The organism is Methylomonas sp. AM2-LC (assembly GCF_039904985.1).
GTDB lineage: Bacteria > Pseudomonadota > Gammaproteobacteria > Methylococcales > Methylomonadaceae > Methylomonas.
This window is the reverse complement of the sequence record NZ_CP157006.1, coordinates 38,542-53,665: the sequence shown is the minus strand read 5'-3', so window position 1 is coordinate 53,665 and position 15,124 is coordinate 38,542. Positions and strand designations below refer to the sequence as shown.

Below are 15,124 nucleotides of genomic sequence, written 5' to 3'. Positions count from 1 at the left end.
TAAAATAATCAGTTAGTTGTACCGTCTTTTTTAGCGGCATCGTCTATAGCTTTTTGCTGCTCTTCTTCTCTGGTAATCTTATCTTGAGTTCTTGGAGATTCACTGTAAGTAGACATGCGCTTAATGATGGGTGCGTACCCTTTGACTTCAATAACAAACTCAAAGGTTTGTGGTGTGTATTCAGAGGTGCCGCCGGGGCCGCTCATTCGATTCTGCCCCGTTACAAATACTTTGTCAGTTTCGGGTTCATAAGCAATGCTTTTTATTTCGAATACCGAGTTAACGCCTTCCTGCTTCAATCCTTCAAGTTCTTCAGCAATTTGCTCCATCACTGAATTCCTTATTTCACCCGACAGCATTTCCGAAAACGTTTCACGCACAAAATCTGCATTTTCCGGAGATACGTTTCCGATCATTTCGGCAACATACACAGCCCACGCCTTTTTATATCCAGATGAGGCTTGGTTTCTCGTAATTTCAGCCCTTTCCGATAAATCAGGTGGGATCAGAATTGTCGTGGCATCTTTTTTTAATAAGCCAATCATCATTAATAAATTGCTAATCAGCAAAAACATAATGATGGTTTTCATAAACTGGTTAGAGGCGTGTATACCCATCCAGGTTGTTGCGTACTTTTTGAAATCCATTAAATCCTCCTGCTAGAAAAAACGCTTAATAAAGGGGAGTGGTCTTGATGTTGGGTATTTTTCAACTGAGCGCATTCCAGTTATCCAATACAGCGCATGAATTAAAAAACCATTGGCACGACGATCTTTCATTCGCCGATAAAAACGACCGGCCAGCAAACCTATTACTATGAAGGTGCCAAGATAATGCAACATAATCCCAATACCGAATGCCAGAGAAAGCAGAATAAATTCATCAAACTCCCAGAATAGTATTTGTTGCTGATCGTCTAGATAATTAGGGATTTTTCTCATAAATTACTTCCTTAATATTTTAGAAATGGTGTTATGACTGAACGTCTGTTTTTGCTTCGATTTTCAGGCGAATCATTCAGCTCAACGGGATCGTTTTCACCAAAGCCTCGTGCTGTGATATTGCTTCCTTCAACACCAATACTAATTAAGTATTTTTTTACCGTTTCTGCACGTAATACGGAAAGTTTTTGGTTATATCGATTAGTTCCAACGGAGTCCGTATAGCCTTCAACATCAACATGGATGAGATTTTTTGATCCTATACGATCAATAAGAGCGTTTATTTTTATTTGCTCTGCTGGATTCATAGAAGATTTATTGAAATCAAAATAAATTACTTCTGTGTCTTTATCTTTTAAATTAACACTCAAGTTAGTCGATGATCCAATATTGATCTGTGGATTGATATTGTTTGAAGTGTCATCAGTAGAGCCTTTTATCGACAATACATGTTGAAACTCACTGGGAACAATAACTTGATCTTTATTCCCTTTAACCTTTTTATAATCAAGATCAGATACAACTGGCGGCAAGTAAACTTTTATAATTACTAAACATGGATTTTCTTCATCCTTCTTAGTATCAAAAAGTGAGCATCCATTGACCAAAATCGACAATGCCATCAAAAAAAGTATTTTTTTATTATTCACTAAAATAATCCTCAAAACGCTTAACCTTATTTACATACCTCATACCCCTTTCACGATTCGTAGGCGAGTGGTAATCAGACACTTTACGAGATACATCCTTTTGTTTCATTCCTTTAATATACTCAGCAGCTACAGCAATATTTGTGGCAGGATCAACAAGATCTATCGCATTTCTAACCTTGTCACCGTGCCAAATTAAATTTACCTGCATTAACCCGATATCGATATTACGTACCCCGTTCGTTGTAAATTGGTTTAGAGCTATGATCATTTCTTCTCGGGTTTGATATCGTCTTGGGCCTTTTTTGACTATATTTTTTCCATCATTAATATTAAGCGTCCATGGCCAAGGTCTATACGTACCATCTTCCCATCGCATGCCACTTTCTTGAACCGCCATACTGTAGAGAGTGGCAACATTGATACCTGCCCTATCTGCGGCAATACCCCATAAGCTATTTTTTAATTGCTGATCGCAAAATGCTCTTGTAGGTGACAAAAATAAAAACAAAAGAATTAGTTTTTTCATATCCACATATTAAGTTACTAACATGGAAATACATCACACTGAAAGGTGCCAAAAAAAAGCCTAATTTGAAATATTTTGCTTTAACTTATCCACAGAATTTGTGGATAAGTAAGTGTAAATGTCTACTTTTGTAGGAGAAAGTTCACTATTAACATGAGCTTAAGTTGATTTGGCTGATTTTCATACAAAGCAATTGAGATGAGATTATTTTTTCACCATTAAAGGTCTTTCTATTTTTCAATGGTAATTTTGCTTTTGCCGATTCACTATCCATGGAAACTCACATGTGTCGTGCTGGTTTATTTTGAACCCTGCACGGCCTCCGAATAGCACCTAGATTAATACGAGAACGAGAAGTGACATCTTCAAATGATGCTGATTGACAGGGTGTCGCAGGCGTCAAACATTACCAGTCTAGAAATTTTTCATCCAAGGATGGCTTAAAAATCTTTACGGTCGGTATCCGGCACTCGCTTTCATTGAAGAGAGAGTACGTCAACTATCAACCCTGATTCGAGCGCGGCTTCTATAACTTTGTCATGATCGAGAAATACCGTTGTGTTGTAGCCAAAACAAAGAGTTAACAGGCAAGATGCGAACGTCCTAGCAGTACTGATTGCTGGTAAAACGGTAGAGAATTTGCTATTACACAAGCCGTATCTATATTTTTTTTCATCCTGTATAAAGGGCGTGCATATCGTCAATTCGTTAATCATGTCTTTTTCTTGAAACACTGGGGCAACACTTTTTAAACTTCGGCTAACAAACAAGACCTCATGATCAGCTGATGATCGATAGATTATTTTTTTGGATAAATCGCCAACGATATGCCATTTCCCGCCCAATTTTTCTACCTCAGCGTAATAACCTAACCCAATAGGCACTGGTGATACAATCATTCCTGGCGAAATCGTTTGAAGATTAGTGTCAACCCTTCCAATATGCGTTGTTGCGCACCCAGATGCAAAAAGAAAAGTAAGTGTCACGGCACTGATTAATAAGTTTGTAGACTGTCTAAAAGTGTAAATTATTCCCATGTGAAGTGCCTGATTGGAAAAGCCTTCGCTATCAGTGATAGCGAAGAAGGTCAATTTAAGAATACTTAAAAAATAAATTTTTATATTTACTTTCGATTGACCATTGGTCAACTTATTGTTACTTGGTTTTAATGCCTAAGTATCCGTTAGGGATTTTGGTTTAAACCATCCAATAGATAACCAATGATCAGATAAAACCAAGATCACTTACTATTAATCTAGATTAGTTTCAATAGATTCTGAATGCATAATTTAAACCTAAATTTTTTTTTCTAATTTCAAACCACTTTTCAAGTAAAATCGATCGTTATTTTTTTCGCTTATGTAGATTAATATCCAATCAGGAAGATTATTAGATACTTTTTTGTAAAAGTCACCGTAATCAAAATCCTTTACTGTTGAACCTATAACGATTTTTCGATCGTTTTCCGTATATTCCTTTTCAATCTTTACAAAGCCAATTCGATTTTCAAGCAGAGGATCGTCATACAAATACACTTCTTCACCAGTATCCTGTTGACCTTTTTTTATCTTTCCTGACCACTGCAATGCATTCTTAGTTGGAATTGGAACAACAATTTGGCATGACCAATTTTCGCATTTATTACCATTAACTCTAAACCATCTCGGTCTATATGAACTAAATACCAGCGGAAATTTATCTTCGTATTCTTCGATCCTTGACTCATATCCTTCGGGAAGCGATTTTTGAATGGCACTTTCTACCATACTGCCAGCCAATATCTGGGCATCATCTTTGTCTTTTGCAAGTGATGCTGGCATATTTAGAATTAGTAGATTTGTATCTACGCCAATATCTGGCGGGGGAGGAAGATTCCTAAGAATTTTAATCGCCGATAATCCAAAGCCTACTCCGCTCAAAGGCGGAGGTGACGCTGCATTTGAAGCGACAACCGCATATTCGGCACCATTATTTATGTATACCCCAGAATTACCTTTGTCTTTAATCTTTCCGGTTGGATTGAATTTGTTTTGAGCATAGTACTTTATCATCATCCCAGAAGAACAACCCGTGGATAGTGTCAATAATATAATTAAAAATGCTGTTTTTTTAATTGCTTTCATTTTATTTAATCAACCGAAAATTAGGATTCTTTTCTGAATCGTCATTAAAAAACTCATACCCTTTTTTAGATTCTTATTAAGAATTTTTTTAAGCGCTGCTTTTGTATTAAATCACCGTATTTTAACTGCACCAGGAAGCCCAATTCTTCCCATTCCCTTATCAATGACCAATCATCAATTGGTAAAACCTGTGCATATTTAGTTCTGTAATCATTCTGACTAAATATACACGATCCTTTATTATTGCAAATTATTTAACAAATACTGTCGAATTACGTCAACATTAGTCCCAGACGTTTGATTTTGCAACGATGTTTGAGCATTAGGCCCAGTTGTACTGGGTAAATTACTACTAGTTAGTGCATTCATGTTATACAAGCCGCTAGCTTGAGCCTTGTTTAATGCCAGCAAATTGGCTTGAGAAATCATTCCGATCCACTCGCTGAAATCCATTTTACTGAAATCTAATTGACTAATTTGCTGAACAGATAATCCACTGCAAATAGGAGCTTTTGGTGTTCCAAAGTTCAAACCAAGTTGCGGTCTTGCTTGCTCTTCAAATATACGAGCAAATGGACTTGAATAGCAGCAAAAAGCTTCTTTTACAGCGATACATCCGAATATTGTTTGATCGGAACAGTAAGTTCCAATTTCTCCTTCGCTAGTACACATTTTTTGATTCCTAAGCATGTTGAGCTGTAGTTCATCTTTAGTACATGCAAATATTAACTGCACAACAAGCTGAGCAATTTGGTATATCGCATAAATTATTCCCACAACATCAATGATACTAGCCAACGTTTCAGATATTCCACTAACAGTCCCCTCTGTTAACACTTTTCCGGTGGCGTCTGTTGTTGGTGATGTTGAGTAGGAGAATAAAGCCTGAGCAGCTTGTGCGCCAAATGTATTTCCGACCCAATCAGCAACACCTTGCATTGCAGATTGTTCAAGTCCTGTTATTGCTGAAGAAACGGTGCTTTCTACAGCTGATGTAGTTGAATCCAGTCCAATTGAGGATGTCACACTATCCATCATTGACGTGAATGGCTGAGTCATTTCAGAAAACGCGTTTTGAGCACTTGTTAATGTGGTGTCAAATGTTGATCCGTAGGTTGCTGTTTTCCACGCACCCAGCATGTCTACTGCATTTTTTCCGTATTCCGACATTGCATATAAATCAACAGATGTATCAGTTAGTTCCCATGCGTAACTTGCCATCTGTAAATAATTAATCCAACTACCTTGGATGGGCATATTGCAACAATCAACGCTACCCAATACCGACAAATTTGCCATTTGGCACTCATACGCTTGTCCGTTAAACAAGATACAGCTGGATGCTGATGTACAGTTCTGATGTAAACGCTGGGCTTGATTAAGTATTTGTAGTGCAGTAGCTGCTTGTACAAATCCATTATTTGCTTCTGTAGCGGGATCAACGCATTCCCCGCCAATGCATCTAATCTTACTATCGCAAATTGTTGTTTGACTATTGGTGGTATTACATGCAGTTGCTACGTCATCACCACAATCGTAGGTTTCTACAAATTGTAGACATGTACCTGTAGTTGCATCGATTAATGGATTTCCATTAGCATCACTGATGCATTTGTTGCTTATCCACTTACACGATGGATTGTTTCCTAATGAACTACATGTTGTCCCTCCTGCTTGTAATTGTGAACTACTGTACTTTGGGCATTGTTGATAACCCTGGTAATCCGTATAACAAGGCCCATTGATTACCGACTGCTGATTCATTGAAGCATTTAAGCATACCGGTGGAGGATTTGGTGCGCCAGGTAATAGAGGCTGCATGTATGGATACAAACCAGGTCCAGAATATGGCCCTACGGTATAGTTCTTAACTGCATTATTACAAGTCCACCAACTCGTAGATGCTACGTCATTTGTTGCATTTCCTGTGCTTAGCATTCCCGGCGCATTACCAGGAGGTGGCCAAGATGCATTCAATCTTGCACGGCATCCAGGAGGGTAATCAACTAAAGTATCAGTTATGTCTGGCGCCGCATAAACATTGATCCACATGTTTCCGTTACCCAAGTTTCCAACCAATGCATTCAGATCAATAGTAATCGTTCCACCCGGTGCTGTATTTGTGAAATACTTGGTTATATCTTTGTTTGGAGAATCGTTGTGACCCCTCCCTGTATCACAAGTTGTATTCCAACCATCCGATCCCGTATAAACATGTTGTCCGTTAACAAAGACTTGTATAAAATCGTCATACGATGCATTTGTAATTACTGCAGACGTTATTGCGCCGGGCCGTAAGACATTAAAAGTTGCCGCAAAATTATAATTGTATTGACAGCAACCTCCACACTGGTTACCAAGCGTACCTCCATATCCGATCCACAGCCTTGTACAGCCTACTCCGCAATTGGAAACGCTTCCATTTCCGTTTTTCATTGTTATTACAGGGGCGAATGTATCAGATCTGCTAACTGTACAATTTTGACCTGGTAATGTTGTTAAACAAGTTTGGTATTTAGGCACATGCGTAGTGCAATTAGTGGATGTATATGTGTTTTGCTGAGAGCATCCGTTGAATAGGTCGTTAATCAATGGTGATTTTTGTGATAAAACGCTATCCGATTGTTTCCAAATTGCATCACCGCTCATATCGGGTGTAGGAGTGAAAGACTGTGCAATTGTTTGATATCCCAAACTTGTTGGGTCGCTTCCGCTTTGAACAGATGATAACGTGTTATTAACAACAGTTCCTTGTGCCGAGCTACTTCCGTATGCATTCAAAGCACTATTCATGGCCCCAGGTTTTATATTTTGGAATAATTGATTTTGTTGCAGTGTTTGACCTGAAGCTTGCCCGTTTTTTAGGGTTATTGTTCCTGTTGTGGTATTAGCGGTAGGCTGTTGGTAAGACTTCAAAAGCGTTGCTGCAGTTGATTGTCCTTCAGCAGCATTGCTAGTAATTACGTCAGCTATGGCCGAAATAGGCGTCATCGACATTAAAGGCAGCCATCTCGCACTAATATAGAACGCCGCAATTGAATTGTGAAGCAAACAGAAAGCAACAATGCCTGAAATAATTTTCTTCATAAGATATTTGGAATATAAATGCTTTACCTAGCTAATATTTAAAAAAGTGCGTGCTTAAAAACGTGTTGAAAACACGCTTTCAACAATAACCACTAACAAAAATAACTGTCTCGCGTAGAAATAATTAGCGACGGTATCCAACAACAATAGTGCGACAACACCAAGACTTAAACCAACCCAATTCAGCCAAGGTCCATACGTTAATTGTGGGCACCCAAACAGCAATCTGTGTATCGCCAAAGCATATACACATAATCTTCACCTGAACCAGGTATTGTTCGCCACTCACCCCAAAGAAACGGTGACACGCCTATGTAATGACAGCAGTTTGTTGCCGGGGTATACGTTGTTTCCGTTTTTTGAGTCCCGTCCGCATTTAGAACTGGGGTTCCATTCGTATTGGTAACGTTAAATTTTTCAATAGTTGAGTTTGCCTCTGCTACGGGAAATAACATACTAAACTTGTATTGCTGCTTTGGAATCATTGGCGCAATAACTCCACGACAAAGAGCATCGTTACCATATGTTTTCTTGGCCAATCCTTTCCTATGCAAACCAGCCAGGGCTCTTGCTGACAAAAGACTTGTATCACGTGGTGCCGATGAATCGGATGCAATATTTCCCGTAAATGGGTATAAATTTCCCCAGCAACCCGCACACCACCACAAAGACGTATTAGGTTTTTTGATTGCTGATTGAGCACAATCCACTACGCAAGATGCCATCGCCAGTGGATTCGCAAATACAATAGCTTCTGGATTAATAAAAAATGCGAGTTCATCGTAATTCCATGTTGGATCGACTTCCGACATATACATCATATCCATAGTTCGCATTCCGTCTGGCTCACAGTTTGTTTGCACTAAAAGATCCATCATTACATAAAGAGGAAATGCCCAATAATGATAGTTGTAGTATGTTTTATCTTTACCCGTTCCATGAGTTTCCTTGTGTCCACCCCATAAACGTACACTGTTATTAAAACTAATACCACCAAGGGCTGGTGAGCAATAGGGCTTTCTAACGACCTCAATCAGTTTTGCTGGTAACCATGCCCCCGCCGTGATACCTATATCGGGTAACAGACCTTTGCCTTCGCAGGAACATACAACTTCATCAGCTGCACCATCAGGGACATCCATGGAATCACCGAATAGAGTTAACGTTCCAAATAATCTGACAGGGAACAAACAAGTCCAACAAACACTAGTAATCATGGACTCCCCCCAAATATCAGCGTTTGGACATAGCAAATTCGATGGGGTTATATTGTTTGTACTTGTTGTTGTATCAGCATAAGAATTAATACTTACGAAAAACAATATAAACAATTTAAATATTTTCGATGAAATTGACTTGTTCATGTAATGAAATTAGTTAGTCTTTTTAGTTACGACATCGATTTCTGTCACGAGCAAATGATCCCCCTCTCCTTCAATAATACAAGGCAGGGATTGAATCTGAAATCGATCGATAATGGTTTTGCTTAGTTTAAATACAGGTGCGCTTAAAGCGTCACCAACCTCGTTGTAACTTTTCCAGCCATCCTCTTTGTTTAGCTTTGAGAACATATAGACGACAGGTTTGTTGTTTCTTTGTTTTTCTTCGCCAAATTTTCTCGCGATTTCGATCTGATTTTTATCGGTTGCATCAAATACGATATACACATGTTTCATCGGCATAATCGTCTGAGGATTAATTAATGATCCCTTTTTTAATAAAAGCTCACCGTTTGCACCAACAATGTCTTGTGTCGACTTAATTGTTAGATTGACCATCCTTTTTGAATCTTTGCTCGCAACCGGAAGATCAAACATATCTTGGTTTTTCCAGATATCTTGAATTGCTCGTGCTTTCTCTTTTTCCCAATCATATTTTGCCATTCGATTTTTGAGCTCTAAAATCATATCCTCCTCAAGAATTCCGAATACTTGACCTTTAACACCCAAGTCACCGGGTTCTTGATGATCCATCCACTTAAATCCTGGCAAGCCTCTTGCTATCCTGATTTCATTTTTTTTGTTATTCTCTACCATTGTTGGTACTGAATGAATTTTGAACTTTGAGAAAAGCGTCGGATCAATTACTGCAACAGGTGTTGGCTTCACATCATTTATCATGCTCAGTAATTTAAGTCCTGTTTTATCAGCGCTACTTCCAGGCTCAACTCCTCGAAGGACCAACATAGCCTTGTCATCAGACGCACTTATTGCAGCCTGACGAACCTCTTCCGCAGGCATACCCAACGATATAAAAATCCATCGTCCTACTATTCGTTCTTTTTTCTGCTCTGGGTTTCCTCCTTCTTCAAGACCGGCACTAACCAGCATGTCATGCTTGTCCTTATTCAGAACTTTTTCAAAACTGCTATCGACTTTCATCGGTTTGGCTTTTATCCAATCAGGAATCTGTTTTGTCTGCTCCAGTTGTTTTTGTGTTTCGATATTTTTTTGGCGCAATTGCTTTAAGAAGAAATCGTCATCACTGGCAAAAGACACTGAAAGGACGGCCTGAAGCATTAACCCACTAATTATTACTTTACCAAATTGGATACGCACGACCCACCACGTCCTTTTCATCAACTAAACCAAGCAAACTGTAACGTGAATCAAGACTGTATTCATGATCGCCGGCTACAAAGTACTTGCCTATCGGAATAACATTAGACCCTTCCTGCAACTGATTATTTGGATAGAGATCTCTGGTATAAATACCATGTTCTTTACCCACAAGAGTGAGGTCGCCAATACTGAAATCTCGACCATGCCGAACAACAACTTCACCCTGACTTGCAACCAATCGTTTGGCAAACATAATCCCGTCAGGATATTGTTTTCCGCCGTGCCAATTGAAGGCAATAACTTGACCAGTTTTCACATTTTCGCCGTATCGAACCAAAAATAACGTGTATGGCAAGCTTGGTGTTTCGTTGAATACCAATCGGTAATTTAAGTGAACAACAAAATATAAAGACGCTATTAAAATCCATACAAGCCAGTTCAGCCTAAAATGGAGCCTTAATTTAGGCCAAAATATCTTTGCTTCTTGCAAAAATATTTCAGGCGTAAAATTTTTATTCCTGATCTTGATCGAGAGTGACATATGCTTCCTCCGGAGCGCTCAATACTGCCGTTGAATCCAAAACAACCATCCCTTCTGCAACCAGGGATTCGGTCATATCTTTGATTTTTTCTGTTAATGCCTTAGTATCTTCTTCAGATTGCTTTGGGTTTTTATCCATAGACGACTTAACAATTGCTTGGACATCAATAATTGCAATTTGCCCCTGAACAGGTGTCATCCCCCCGCCCCAGTAACCACCAATTACTCCGCCTCCCGTGCAAAATGCGAAAAGTGCTGTCGCTTTTAAAATTTCTTTCATTTATTAATGCAAAAACATTGTTAAAAGTAACAATGTCGGTGTAGCCCCGCTGCACGGCCGATTTTGCGTCTCCAATTTAATTGCTACCTTATTTAAATTTCGCCCCGAAAGGACATTTTTGATCTACTCGTTTTTATAAGGCCCTATTCCTAATTTCAGGAAACCTATTCTTTTTCTTATCTTGATTTCAATCCAAAACACGTAACAAATTCTTTCAGACCTCCGTTAATGCCTCTGCCAACTGATTTGTATTTCCATTGATCTTGATATTTGTATATCTCAGAAAAAACAAGTGTGTTTTTTGTTGCAGTGTTTGAGTCCTCACTTAGGTCGAACTGTATTTCTTTGTTATTATCACGATTAATTAAACGAATACACCCATTTAAAACCTGTCCAAAATTCTGCTTCCGCTCTTCCGCCTCATAAATTGTCGCCACGGCAACCAGCTTGATGTACCTGTCTGGAATGGTTTCTAGATTAATATCAATCCGCTCTTCACCCCCCTTTTTTTCGTCACCGTGATGATGAATGGAATTACATATAGATCTATTAAATCCATTGTAATAAATTACATCTCGATCCTCGAAAGACTTGCCTTCTGGATACTCATTGGTACCTGCACCGGCCATAATCACTGACAAATCCAAATCAAATTCTTCATCCGAGGACTTTCTTTCGGTCCAACTTAATACTAAACTTAAGTTCCTCAGGTTTTCACCGAGAACATCAAGTGAGGTACTTCCGCCTTTTTTTATGATAATTGCCACTACTTTTCTCCCGCTATAAAGCTTTTTTTCTGTTAAATCGAATAGATGAGTAAACGGATAGAGCAATTATTCCAAGCCCAACTCCCGAGGTTACTACTTCATGAACTGGAAATTTAATGCCAATTAACATCATAATTCCCAAAGACAACACTGCGTAATGAGCTCCGTGCTCAAGATATCGATACTGATCAATGACACCCTCCTTTAATAAATAAAGAGTCATTGCCCTAACGTAACCTGCACCACAACCTAAACCTACCAGCATAATTGTTATTAATGGCGTTACTGCGAAAGCGCCAATCGTTCCATCAAACGAAAACGAAGCATCTTGAAATTCAAGATATATGAAACCAGATAATCCGCTGGCCGCTAAAAGCCCTGCTTTTTTACAAAAAGCATTAACAAGTGATCCGATACAGTTAGTTACTATTAAAAACACCAATATTCCCGTTTCGCATCCTATTTGCGTATCCCTGGCAGATTGCCCATCTAAACCAACCCATACGACAAAAGAAATAATTGATGCAACTAACACCTCAACTGCCTCAATACCACCACCGCCTTGAAACTTTTTTTCAATCGCCTCGAACCAGTACACTTCTTTGTCTGCCAACAAAAACTTAATACCGATGAGTATCATAAATATGGCTCCAAACGATGAAATAACCGTTTTCGCTCCTTCTACGTGATCCTTATATTCTTCACCATGGTTAAATGCTAACTGAATAGTTTCAACAAAATTCATTTCAGTGGTTGCAGAAACAATTCCCACTGGGAATATAAATCGCATTCCAACCACTGCAATAAGCCAGCCCCAGGTCATAAAGGCTCGTTGATATTTTGGTGGCATTGTCTTGAGAGTGGTAACGTTCACCACACTATTGTCTACGCTTAAGATTCCTTCTATCAAAATCAATAAAACAGTCTTAATCGCTCCATTCCAACCATAAAACCACCAAATTACACATACACCTATAAAGGACAGGAGATTCGGTAATAAGAAATATCGCATTTTTTTCCCCACAAATTTTCTTCTATGTTAAGTCACCAACACAGAAATACATCACATCGAAAGGTGCCAAAAAAAAGCCTAATTCAATTTTTTTTGTAAAAAACACAAAAATTTCGTTAAAAATAAATTATTTTTTTCAGGACAAGCTAATGCTGTAGGTTGTTGATAACTAATAAAGAAAATTACCGTCTATTTTTTGTACAAAAAAAATGTAATTTTTTAAGAAATCTTAACGCTAGATAGATCAAGGTGTGCGCAGGTTTACGCCTCTATAAAGCCTAAACCCGACTTTGTGAATTTTTAATAATAGATAGAATATTGATCATAGAAAAAGTCTGCAAAATTAAAACTTTAAAATCAACGTTAGGAGGGAAATCTGAATTACATGTAACCCAGCAGACTCAATAGCAAACAATTTACAACATGGAAACTTTAAAATGAACGAATGTACCAGCGACAGAGTTGCAAATGATTTAAAAACTCTCAATTTGAAATTTTTAATGTTCGCCAGGGAAACTATTTCACATTTTCCGATGGAATCAGCTTACATTTTCGGATTAAACTCTGAACAGTTAAAAAAGATTTCATCGATGTCGGTAGAAGAAATTATCTTTGCATCCGAATCTGGTCGATCCCTTATAAAAATAGATCTAATAGAAAAGGTTTCGGATTTTCCGTCCGGATTACTGGCTTCATTAGAGGCTTGCTAAAAAGGGGTTAACATGACATCAACAGAAGCTCACCTCCGTTTATCACCTAAGAAAATCGATCCATCAAAAACAGAAGCTCATCTCCGTTTAACTCCTAAGGAAAATGATATTGTTGGAATTGCATTACGTGTAAAAATAAGCATATTTTTAATACGCGATGACGCGCGATCAACTATTGTTCGAGCTACCTGTGGAATATCTAAATCATCCTGTATCCAGTTAATCAAGCAATTGACAGGTAAGAGCCCAATTGCAGGTCAACTCCCGACCGATAATGACTGGATAATTAAATCTCCAACTAATTGCCTGCATGCCTCTGCTTATTTCCGCATATATAAAACCATAATTGACAGTTATAAAGGGCATGAAGATGATTTTAATTCTTCAAGTTTCAAAGCTTTTCGCCCTCTTGCTTACTTGTCTGCGTACAATATGTACAAAAATATTACTGGTTATAATCTGACAGGTTCTAAACCGCACTTAAACATTAATCGTGCTTACCTGATAACTACCCTAATTCGATCCGGTGAAATTGTGTCTGTATCTTGTGCAAAATGTGATAGGTTTTATGTTACGTTGCATGGATACCCACCCATGTTTCGTTTTTGCCCTGTTTGTGACAGTCGTCAGGACGCAAAAGGACGATTCCGCTGGAATAATCTAGCAACTAAGCCGTCCAAAACAGGATAATCTACATAACTTTTTGTGGGGCTTATTTATAGGGAACTCAAAGTGATAGAAGTTCATAAGTTTCTAAAAAAACAAACAGGCCACAGTCCTACAAATTCCATACTTTCTGCCATTGTTTCTCATTTGATTAATTATGATTCTGACTGCTTAGTAGATCTTGCCGGTACTAAAGTTAAATACGAATGGTTTCAGGATATAGTCCTGCCTCTTATTGCTGAGTTTGGCGGGAATGTTATTTCTCAACGATTAAAATTTATAAATCTTACAGATGAGCTTGATAATGAGTATCGGTTTGGTATGCAAAACATTGATTCTTATTTTGAAAGACGTAAAAATTTAGCATCACCCAATTGCGGTGACATTTCTGACATAACCTTCGAACATTTAATCAAATGCCGAGAGGTTTCCCGTCGCGATCCAATAATGGCTCTAGCTATGTTTGGTATAAGTGATGAAATGTTATCGACTTATCAGTTAATGGATATAGATACCATTAAACGTATTTCTTCAGCGGGAATTATTTGTTTTAAACCGACATTTACAGACGAATACTTATCTAGAATATCCGCATTGAATTCTTCTGAAATAGACGTATTTTTAAATCTATCTGCACATATTGATATGCAGGGGCTCTATGAACAGTCTTAATAAAGTAAAGAAATCCCCCAAGACAGGTTCTGAATGTGTTGATGATCACATCATTACAATGGAACTCATCAAAAGAAAAGCCAGGCAATCCATAATTAAAAAAACATCGACATTACCAAAATCGATGATTGATTGGGTTTATGAAAACACACACGGCGGAGATGTTCAACGAGGACCATTAAGAACATCCCCGTCGTTTATTTTAAAAAGCTCAAAAAAACTAAAAGAAGCAACTATGTTTCTATTCTTCTTTCGTCTAGAATTTAAAAATTTTCCTGATGACGGATTTTCCAAAAATGTTATCAACGCTTATGATCGATATAAAAAATTTGTCTCGATATTTAACCAATCTAATTCTTCTACAATTACGAAAATAAATATCTCCGAAGCCTGGCAAATTGCCACTTTTAATATCGAGAAATCACTTTTTTTAGTAAAGTGTCAATATTGCAAAAGCTCTAAAATTTATATAGTTTCTGAACCATTTCATGCTTGCCCTGTTTGTAAAAATTAGTCTTTAAAATCCCACAGACATTTCTCCAGTGAGAATCTCGATAACGAGCCAGCGAGCGACAAATAGACACA

The 15,124-nt window shown here is 38.1% G+C and carries 17 protein-coding genes; 4 read left to right on the top strand and 13 right to left on the bottom strand.

Annotated elements, in window-relative coordinates; translation table 11 throughout:
• Positions 1-8: 8 nt before the first annotated feature.
• From ABH008_RS22625 to ABH008_RS22565, 13 genes are all read right to left on the bottom strand, one after another.
• The gene (locus ABH008_RS22625) at positions 9-647 is read right to left on the bottom strand and encodes a TraE/TraK family type IV conjugative transfer system protein (RefSeq protein ID WP_347990209.1); all 639 of its coding nucleotides are present in this window, start codon (positions 645-647) and stop codon (positions 9-11) included.
• A 12-nt stretch (positions 648-659) separates the two neighbouring features.
• Complete coding sequence (traL, locus tag ABH008_RS22620; protein WP_347990208.1) at positions 660-941, bottom strand: type IV conjugative transfer system protein TraL; 282 nt, start codon at positions 939-941, stop codon at positions 660-662.
• A gap of 11 nt (positions 942-952) precedes the next feature.
• Entirely contained in the window at positions 953-1,591 is a 639-nt protein-coding gene (locus ABH008_RS22615) for an OmpA family protein (protein WP_347990207.1), read from the bottom strand.
• Complete coding sequence (locus tag ABH008_RS22610; protein ID WP_347990206.1) at positions 1,584-2,120, bottom strand: hypothetical protein; 537 nt, start codon at positions 2,118-2,120, stop codon at positions 1,584-1,586. The genes ABH008_RS22615 and ABH008_RS22610 overlap by 8 nt, the downstream gene beginning before the upstream one ends.
• A gap of 476 nt (positions 2,121-2,596) precedes the next feature.
• Entirely contained in the window at positions 2,597-3,268 is a 672-nt protein-coding gene (locus tag ABH008_RS22605; RefSeq protein ID WP_347990205.1) for a hypothetical protein, read from the bottom strand.
• A 147-nt stretch (positions 3,269-3,415) separates the two neighbouring features.
• On the bottom strand, positions 3,416-4,243 hold the full coding sequence (locus ABH008_RS22600) for a hypothetical protein (protein WP_347990204.1): 828 nt from the start codon (positions 4,241-4,243) through the stop codon (positions 3,416-3,418).
• 240 nt (positions 4,244-4,483) lie between these two features.
• Positions 4,484-7,330, bottom strand: coding sequence for a conjugal transfer protein TraN (traN, locus tag ABH008_RS22595; RefSeq protein WP_347990203.1), 2,847 nt, complete (start codon positions 7,328-7,330; stop codon positions 4,484-4,486).
• A gap of 200 nt (positions 7,331-7,530) precedes the next feature.
• Positions 7,531-8,547, bottom strand: coding sequence for a TraU family protein (locus ABH008_RS22590; RefSeq protein WP_347990202.1), 1,017 nt, complete (start codon positions 8,545-8,547; stop codon positions 7,531-7,533).
• A gap of 156 nt (positions 8,548-8,703) precedes the next feature.
• Positions 8,704-9,888, bottom strand: coding sequence for a TrbC family F-type conjugative pilus assembly protein (locus tag ABH008_RS22585; RefSeq protein ID WP_347990201.1), 1,185 nt, complete (start codon positions 9,886-9,888; stop codon positions 8,704-8,706).
• A complete protein-coding gene (locus tag ABH008_RS22580) occupies positions 9,869-10,432 on the bottom strand; it encodes a S26 family signal peptidase (RefSeq protein WP_347990200.1) in 564 nt (187 codons plus the stop codon). The genes ABH008_RS22585 and ABH008_RS22580 overlap by 20 nt, the downstream gene beginning before the upstream one ends.
• Positions 10,404-10,712: a hypothetical protein gene (locus ABH008_RS22575; RefSeq protein ID WP_347990199.1), complete on the bottom strand. Its 309-nt coding sequence runs from the start codon at positions 10,710-10,712 to the stop codon at positions 10,404-10,406. The genes ABH008_RS22580 and ABH008_RS22575 overlap by 29 nt, the downstream gene beginning before the upstream one ends.
• 176 nt (positions 10,713-10,888) lie before the next feature.
• A complete protein-coding gene (locus ABH008_RS22570; protein WP_347990198.1) occupies positions 10,889-11,479 on the bottom strand; it encodes a TerD family protein in 591 nt (196 codons plus the stop codon).
• Between the two features lie 13 nt (positions 11,480-11,492).
• Positions 11,493-12,491, bottom strand: a complete 999-nt coding sequence (locus ABH008_RS22565; RefSeq protein WP_347990197.1) for a DUF475 domain-containing protein — start codon at positions 12,489-12,491, stop codon at positions 11,493-11,495.
• A gap of 437 nt (positions 12,492-12,928) precedes the next feature.
• On the opposite strand from ABH008_RS22565, the gene ABH008_RS22560 reads away from it, so the two are divergent.
• From ABH008_RS22560 to ABH008_RS22545, 4 genes are read left to right on the top strand one after another with little or no spacing between them, the layout of a single operon-like run.
• Entirely contained in the window at positions 12,929-13,201 is a 273-nt protein-coding gene (locus tag ABH008_RS22560) for a hypothetical protein (RefSeq protein ID WP_347990196.1), read from the top strand.
• A 12-nt stretch (positions 13,202-13,213) separates the two neighbouring features.
• Entirely contained in the window at positions 13,214-13,891 is a 678-nt protein-coding gene (locus ABH008_RS22555) for a FlhC family transcriptional regulator (protein ID WP_347990195.1), read from the top strand.
• Between the two features lie 42 nt (positions 13,892-13,933).
• Positions 13,934-14,539 carry a hypothetical protein gene (locus ABH008_RS22550; protein ID WP_347990194.1) on the top strand — a complete coding sequence of 202 codons (606 nt, stop codon included), beginning with the start codon at positions 13,934-13,936 and terminating at the stop codon, positions 14,537-14,539.
• Positions 14,526-15,053 (top strand): FlhC family transcriptional regulator, encoded by a 528-nt coding sequence (locus ABH008_RS22545; protein WP_347990193.1) that lies wholly within the window; start codon positions 14,526-14,528, stop codon positions 15,051-15,053. The genes ABH008_RS22550 and ABH008_RS22545 overlap by 14 nt, the downstream gene beginning before the upstream one ends.
• The last annotated feature ends 71 nt before the right edge of the window (positions 15,054-15,124 follow it).

Bases quoted from the DNA above. Each gene is read 5' to 3' on its own strand.
- traL (WP_347990208.1), bottom strand. From the start codon at position 941: ATGAGAAAAATCCCTAATTATCTAGACGATCAGCAACAAATACTATTC.
- traN (WP_347990203.1), bottom strand. From the start codon at position 7,330: ATGAAGAAAATTATTTCAGGCATTGTTGCTTTCTGTTTGCTTCACAAT.
- ABH008_RS22565 (WP_347990197.1), bottom strand. From the start codon at position 12,491: ATGCGATATTTCTTATTACCGAATCTCCTGTCCTTTATAGGTGTATGT.
- ABH008_RS22590 (WP_347990202.1), bottom strand. From the start codon at position 8,547: ATGATTACTAGTGTTTGTTGGACTTGTTTGTTCCCTGTCAGATTATTT.
- ABH008_RS22580 (WP_347990200.1), bottom strand. From the start codon at position 10,432: ATGTCACTCTCGATCAAGATCAGGAATAAAAATTTTACGCCTGAAATA.
- ABH008_RS22625 (WP_347990209.1), bottom strand. From the start codon at position 647: ATGGATTTCAAAAAGTACGCAACAACCTGGATGGGTATACACGCCTCT.
- ABH008_RS22610 (WP_347990206.1), bottom strand. From the start codon at position 2,120: ATGAAAAAACTAATTCTTTTGTTTTTATTTTTGTCACCTACAAGAGCA.
- ABH008_RS22555 (WP_347990195.1), top strand. From the start codon at position 13,214: ATGACATCAACAGAAGCTCACCTCCGTTTATCACCTAAGAAAATCGAT.
- ABH008_RS22575 (WP_347990199.1), bottom strand. From the start codon at position 10,712: ATGAAAGAAATTTTAAAAGCGACAGCACTTTTCGCATTTTGCACGGGA.
- ABH008_RS22560 (WP_347990196.1), top strand. From the start codon at position 12,929: ATGAACGAATGTACCAGCGACAGAGTTGCAAATGATTTAAAAACTCTC.
- ABH008_RS22600 (WP_347990204.1), bottom strand. From the start codon at position 4,243: ATGAAAGCAATTAAAAAAACAGCATTTTTAATTATATTATTGACACTA.
- ABH008_RS22545 (WP_347990193.1), top strand. From the start codon at position 14,526: ATGAACAGTCTTAATAAAGTAAAGAAATCCCCCAAGACAGGTTCTGAA.